The sequence below is a fragment of the Archangium sp. genome (genome assembly GCF_036388035.1).
GTDB lineage: Bacteria > Myxococcota > Myxococcia > Myxococcales > Myxococcaceae > Archangium.
In genome coordinates, this window is record NZ_DASVSO010000953.1 from 1 (window position 1) to 6,167 (window position 6,167).

General features: G+C 72.0%; 6 protein-coding genes. 2 read left to right on the forward strand and 4 right to left on the reverse strand.

The features are described 5' to 3' along the window. Positions 1–949 (reverse strand): response regulator (locus VF697_RS39445; RefSeq protein WP_331103340.1); only part of this gene is annotated, 949 nt, incomplete at its 3' end. A 123-nt stretch (positions 950–1,072) separates the two neighbouring features. Next, positions 1,073–1,885: a chemotaxis protein CheW gene (locus VF697_RS39450; protein WP_331103341.1), complete on the reverse strand. Its 813-nt coding sequence runs from the start codon at positions 1,883–1,885 to the stop codon at positions 1,073–1,075. Positions 1,886–1,932: 47 nt separating this feature from the next. Here VF697_RS39450 and VF697_RS39455 point away from each other — a divergent pair, with 47 nt between their 5' ends. Beyond that, positions 1,933–3,342: a diguanylate cyclase gene (locus VF697_RS39455; protein ID WP_331103349.1), complete on the forward strand. Its 1,410-nt coding sequence runs from the start codon at positions 1,933–1,935 to the stop codon at positions 3,340–3,342. Here the strand turns inward: VF697_RS39455 and VF697_RS39460 are convergent. After that, positions 3,317–3,712 carry a demethoxyubiquinone hydroxylase family protein gene (locus VF697_RS39460; RefSeq protein ID WP_331103343.1) on the reverse strand — a complete coding sequence of 132 codons (396 nt, stop codon included), beginning with the start codon at positions 3,710–3,712 and terminating at the stop codon, positions 3,317–3,319. The two genes, VF697_RS39455 and VF697_RS39460, sit on opposite strands and share 26 nt — an antisense overlap. 141 nt (positions 3,713–3,853) lie before the next feature. Here VF697_RS39460 and sinK point away from each other — a divergent pair, with 141 nt between their 5' ends. Continuing rightward, positions 3,854–5,431, forward strand: coding sequence for a hybrid histidine protein kinase/response regulator SinK (gene sinK, locus VF697_RS39465; RefSeq protein ID WP_331103345.1), 1,578 nt, complete (start codon positions 3,854–3,856; stop codon positions 5,429–5,431). 100 nt (positions 5,432–5,531) lie between these two features. Here the strand turns inward: sinK and VF697_RS39470 are convergent. Continuing rightward, positions 5,532–6,167, reverse strand: a 636-nt coding sequence (locus VF697_RS39470; RefSeq protein WP_331103347.1) for a TCP-1/cpn60 chaperonin family protein, incomplete at its 5' end; no start/stop codon positions are given.

A 6,167-nucleotide genomic window follows, 5' to 3' on the forward strand; every position in this document is an offset into this window, starting at 1 on the left:
CCAGACCGCTGGCCTCCGGGGTCGGCTCCTCGACGACGGGCTGGGCCGCGGCGGGCGAGCCGAGGCCGAACGGATCCTTTCCACGAGCCGTGGGAGCCGGCCCGGGCAGCGGCGCGGCACCCGGAGGACGGGGCAGGCCACCCGGACCCGGAGGCATGCCCGGCCCGGGCATCCCCGGACGCGCCATGCCCGGCGGCGGAGCGCCCGGCCCCGGAGGAGGCAGACCCCCCGGCCCCGGCATCCCCGGACGCGCCATGCCCGGCGGTGGAGCACCCGGCCCCGGCGCCCCCCCCGGCCCGGGCATCCCCGGACGCGCCATACCCGGCGGCGGAGCGCCTGGCCCCGGCATGCCCGGACGCGGGCCGCCCGGAGGCATCCCCGGTCCCGGCGGAACACCCGGACGCGCCATGCCCGGCGGCGGAGCGCCCGGCCCTGGCGGCACCCCCGGCCCCGGCGGCATGCCGGGCCCCGGCGGACGAGGTCCGGCGGCGGGACCCGCGGGAGGACGCGGCTGCGCGGGGGCAGCCGCGGCACTCGGCGGCGTCATCTGCGTGGCGGCGGAGGCGGGCATGGTGTTGGACTTCTGCCCCACCAGCGTCTTCACCTTGTCGAGCAGCACCTGGCTCTCGAAGGGCTTGGTGATGTGGTCGTCGGCCCTGGCCGCGCGCGCACGGGCCTCGTCGAAGGCCTCGAAGGTCCCGGCCAGCAGCATCACGGGGATGCCCTGGGTGGAGGGATCGTTCTTGAGCGCCTCGCAGACCTCGTAGCCGTTCTTGCCCGGCATCATCACGTCCGCGAGCACCACATCCGGCCGCAGATCGCGCGACCGGGTGATGGCGTCCAGCCCGTTGTCGACCGCGGTGACCTGAAAGTCCTCGGTCGCGAAGATCATCCCGATCACCTTGCGGATGGTGAGCGAGTCATCGGCGACCAGCAGATTCTTGGGCATCGGTTCGGGCCTCGGGGGATCCAACCCCCTAGAATTCGGTGAGAAATCGGGACGGAGAGTCCCACTGTCCAGCCGGGCAGCTTACGGTTCGACACCCGGGCCTTCAAGAAAACAAGCGGAAGCTCAAGAAAACATGCGCTGAACGTCCAGAAAGAGCACGGCAGTCGGCAATCCCGGGGCGCGGAACTCCCCTGGCTCCTCGGAGGGCTCGAAGCGCGGGTGGACACCCAGCACGCGCGCGGCGCACAGCCCGAGGCCGCGTCCCGCCACCTCGATGAGGACGATGAAGGCCTCGGCCAGGGCGGGAGCCCCCAACAACGCCGGAGCCGAGTAGACGGGCCAGAGCGCCTGTCCATGCGGCAGGACGCCGGCGACCGCCCCCCCCTTCCCCGGCAGCGCGCTGAAGGAGGAGCCCTTCATCACCACCTGGGAGACCAGGGGCAGCGGGAGGCCGAACAGGCGCCCCTGTGACTCGAAGACGAGCGAGCGCTCGGGCAGGCCCTCGGTGAGGGCCACACGGTGCTCGGGCGGAGGGCTCATGGCGCCCGGCTCATGCGGCAGCGCCTCGGCGGAGAGCTCCAGGTAGAGCCGCTCCTTGTGCAGCACCGCGCTGTGGCTGAGCGCCGTCAGGGTGTCCCCCAGCCCCGGGGGCAGCAGGAAGTGCGGGGCCTGGGCCACGTCCACGACCTCGACGATGGACCGCACGCGCACCGCCAGTGTGGGGCTCACGTCGAACACCACCACCATGCCTGGGCCCGGCTCCGGCTCGCCGCCGAGCAGCACGGACAAATCCTTCACTTCCAGTACGCCACGCAGGCTGGTCTCATCGGGTCCCGGCGCGGCGACCTCCATGATGGAGGTGGCCTCGACGGAGAAGCGCGTCTCGCCCGCTTCCATCAGGAGACAGAGCCGGCGTCCGCTTTCGTAGGGAGGCACGGGGGTAGGCTAGCAGCCCCTTGACCTTGGTGGTAAGCCCTTCCGTGATGGCCCGCATCCTGCTCGTCGATGACGAAAAGATGGCCCGTACCCTGTACGGGGACTACCTGCGTGGCGCGGGCCACGAAGTCACCGCCGTCACCAGCATCGCCGAGGTGAAGGAGGAGCTGGCCCGCCACCCCTACGACACGGTGGTGACGGACCTCATCCTCGCCAGCGGGGATGGGATGGAGGTGCTCCGCCACACCAAGCAGCACCACCCGGGCATCGAGGTGGTGGTCATCACCGGCCTGGACAAGGTGGACCCGGCGGTGCGCGCCATCAAGAGTGGAGCCGCCGAGTACCTCGTCAAGCCGGTGGCCCCGGAGGTGCTCCAGCACGCCATCCACCGGGCGCTCGCCACGCGCGAGCTGCTGCAGGAGAACGCCGCGTTGCGCCGCTACGTCTCCCTGCTGGAGACGGGGCAGCGCATCTCCACCACGCTCGATCGGGAGCGGCTCGCGGACACCGCCAGCGCCGCCTTCCAGGGAATGGGCTCGGCCAGCGCGGTGGTGCTCTTCGAGCGCGACGCCACCGGCTGCTCGCGGCTGCTGAGCGCACCGGGACTGTCCAGTGAAGGACGGGAAGCGCCCCACCTGGCCTTCCTCGCGCCGCGGCTTGGCGTGTCCCGGGAGGCCCAGGTGCTCGAGGGAGTCCCGGGGCCCTGGCCGCGCGCCCTCGTCGTCCCCGCCGTGGACGGGGAGGATCTGCTCGGACACACCGTCCTGCTCTACCCCGACTCGCCGCCGGAGGGCATCACCGAGGCCACGGGCTTCCTCGCGCGCTGCCTGGCGCTCGCCCTGCGCAACATGGGCCGCATCGCCGAGGTGGAGGATCTGGCCTACCTGGACGACCTCACCCACCTCTTCAACACGCGCTACCTGCACATGGTGCTGGATCGCGAGGTGAAGGGCGCCCAGCAGACACACGGCTTCTTCAGCCTGCTCTTCCTGGACCTGGACTACTTCAAGACGATCAACGACACCCACGGGCACCTGGTGGGCTCGCAGCTCCTGGTGGAGATGGCCCAGCTGCTGAGGGGCTGCGTGCGCGACGACGACGTGGCGGCGCGCTACGGCGGGGACGAGTACGTGGTGCTGCTGCGCAACACCGACGCGGCCGGCGCGCTGAAGGTGGCCGAGCGCATCCGGCGCACCGTGGAGAGCCACCGCTTCCTGGCGCGCGAGGGGTACTCCCTGGCGCTCTCCACCTGCATCGGCGTGGCCTGCTTCCCCGAGCACGCGCGGGACAAGGCCACCCTGTTGGACCTGGCCGACCGGGCCATGTACCGGGGCAAGAAGGGCACCCGGAACGTCGTCTACCTGGCCGCGAGGGACCTGGAGGCCACGCCCTCGACGCGGCACAGCCAGCCCACCGGCAGCGAGGCCGGACTCAGCGCCGCAGCGAGCCCACGGTAAGGCGCTTGTCGAGGCCGGGCTCGGCCGACATGCGACGCCCGCCGTTGCCCTCGCCCACCGCCTCCACCGTCTCGTGCGAGGCGCCGGAGGTGATGAGCCGGAACTTCTCCGACATGACCTTGATGTGCTCGGCCTGGGCGGGATCCAGCTTCGCGATGAGCTCCCAGAAGAGCGCGGCGTGCTCGCGCTCCTCGTCCATCACGTGCTGGAGGATGGCCTTGGCGTCCGCGTTGTCCGTGGCCTCGATGTGCGCGGCGTAGAGGTTGATGGCGTCCAGCTCCGCCTCCATGTCCAGCCGGATGGCGCGAGCCAGCTCCGAGTCCGTCAGCTTCCTGGGCACCATCGAGTGGAACGGATTGGTCTGTGGCATGGCGGGCTCCCGGGGGGCATACGGCCAGTGTGAGCGGAACGTGTGGGAGCGAGAAGCATCCGCGTCCCGGGGGCCGCCGGTCAACGGAATCCGGCGCCTTGCGTTGCGGCCAGCCGGGTGGCTCGGCCATGCTGATGAACCATGGACATCCCGGCACCGCTCGTGCTCCTCCTCCAGGCCGTGGAGTCAGGCGATCTCCCCGCGGCGAGGGCCGCCGCCGCGGAGCTGCGACGGACCCAGTCGGGCACCACGCAGCTCGCCGCCGAGGTGCTCCACGAGCTGCGCCAGCCGCTGCTCGGGGTGAAGGCCTACACCCAGCTCCTCTCCGAGGAGATCGGTACGCGAGGCCCCCTGCGGCAGATGCTGGCCCAGGTGGAGCGGATGGAGCAGATCATCTCCGACTTCACCCGGCTGGCCAGCGAGCGCCCCGCCCCGCAGCAGCCCGTGTCGCTGGTGACGCACGTGCAGGCGGCGGTACGCGCCTTCTCGCTCAACCCGGACTCGGCCCGCGTCACGCTCCAGGTGGACGCGTCCGAGGACCTGGGCGTGCAGGGCAATGGCCGGCTGCTGGAGCAGCTCACCCTCAACCTCCTCAACAACGCGCGCGACGCGGTGACGGGGCCGGGTCGGGTGAAGGTGGTGGTGCGGCGCGAGGGGACTTCGCCGGTGATGTACGTGGCGGACTGGGGCGCGGGCGTGCCCGAGGCCGTGCGCCAGCGCCTCTTCGAGCCCTACGTGACGGGCAGCAAGCGTGGCACCGGCCTGGGGCTCGCGGTGTGCCGGCGCATCGCGCTGGAGCACAACGCGCGGCTGGAGCTCGTGCCGTCCTCGGTGCTGTCGGAGCAGCCGGCGCCCACCACCGTCTTCCGCGTCCTCTTTCCCGCGCCGGACGCCCTCCCCGCTCCCTCCCCCACCCCCGTCTCCCCCGCGCCCACGCCCACCACGTCGCGCCGCCGCCTGCTGGTGGTGGACGACGAGGAGATCATCCGCAGCGTCTTCAAGGACCTGATGGGCCGGGAGTGCGAGGTGCTCGAGGCCGCCAACGTCGAGGAGGCGCTCGCGCACCTGCGGCGCGGGCCGGTGGACCTCATCGTCACGGACAAGAACCTGCCGGGCCTCTCGGGCCTGGAGCTGGCGCAGGAGGCGCGCCGGCTCGACCCGAGCTCGCGCGTCATCCTGATGACGGGCTACCCCTCGCTGGTGACGACGCAGCAGGCGCTGGAGCTGGGGCTGCTCGACTACCTGCTCAAGCCCTTCGACGACATCCGCGAGGTCCGCACGAAGCTGCGCGAGTTCCTCAACGCCGCCGTCCCCGTGCGGCACGAGCGACGGCCGGACAACCGCCGCGTGGACGTGCTCGATGACAGCCCGAGCTCGGCGCGACAGGTCTCCGAGGCGCTCGCCCGGCTCGGGTTGGAGGCGCGGGTGCTGACGGCAGTCCCCGGAGAGCCCGCCGCGGAGCCGCCAGCCGCCGTGGTGGTGAGCTGGGACTTCAGCGCCGCCTACGGCCGGCAGGCCCTGGAGCTGGCCCGGAAGCTGGGTCAGGGGGCGCCCTTCGTGGTGCTCGCCGAGTACCTGTCCCAGGAGACGGTGTTGGAGGCGCTGCGCGCCGGGGCGGCCGGGTGCCTGGCGCGAGACCTGGAGGCGCTCGAGCTCAGCCAGGAGCTGTCCCGCATCCTCGGACACGCCCCTGCTCCCGCCCTCAAGGCGCTGGGCTGAGGGCCTCCCCTCCCCCAGCGCCCCGTGAAAACACCACGGCCCCGAGCACCTCCACGCGGGAGGCACCCGGGGCCGCGAGCTCAACCCGGCTCGGTGTGGCTCAGTACTCCAGGTCGTCGCCGCCGTAGTCCGGGGCGCCGCCGGCCGCCGCGCCCTTGGCCTTCTTCTTCGGGCGCTCGGCCACCATGGCCTCGGTGGTCAGCAGCAGCGAGGCGACGGAGGCGGCGTTCTGCAGCGCGGTGCGCTCCACCTTGGTCGGGTCGATGACGCCGGCCTTCTCCAGGTCCTCGAACACCTCGGTGCGGGCGTTGAAGCCGTAGGCGCCCTTGCCCTCGCGCACCTTGTTGATGATGACGGCGCCCTCGAGGCCGGCGTTGGAGGCGATCTTCCGCAGCGGCTCCTGCAGGGACTTGCGGATGATCTCCACGCCGAAGTCCAGCTCACCGCCCAGCTTCAGCTTCTCGAGCGCGTCCAGGCAGCGCAGGTAGGCCACGCCGCCGCCGGGGACGATGCCCTCCTCGACGGCCGCGCGCGTGGCGTGCAGCGCGTCCTCGACGCGAGCCTTCTTCTCCTTCATCTCCGTCTCGGTCGCGGCGCCCACGTGGATCACCGCCACACCACCGGCCAGCTTGGCGAGACGCTCCTGCAGCTTCTCGCGGTCGTAGTCGCTGGTGGTCTTGTCGATGGCGGCGCGGATCTCGTTGATGCGGCCCTTGATCAGGTCCTGCTCGCCGGC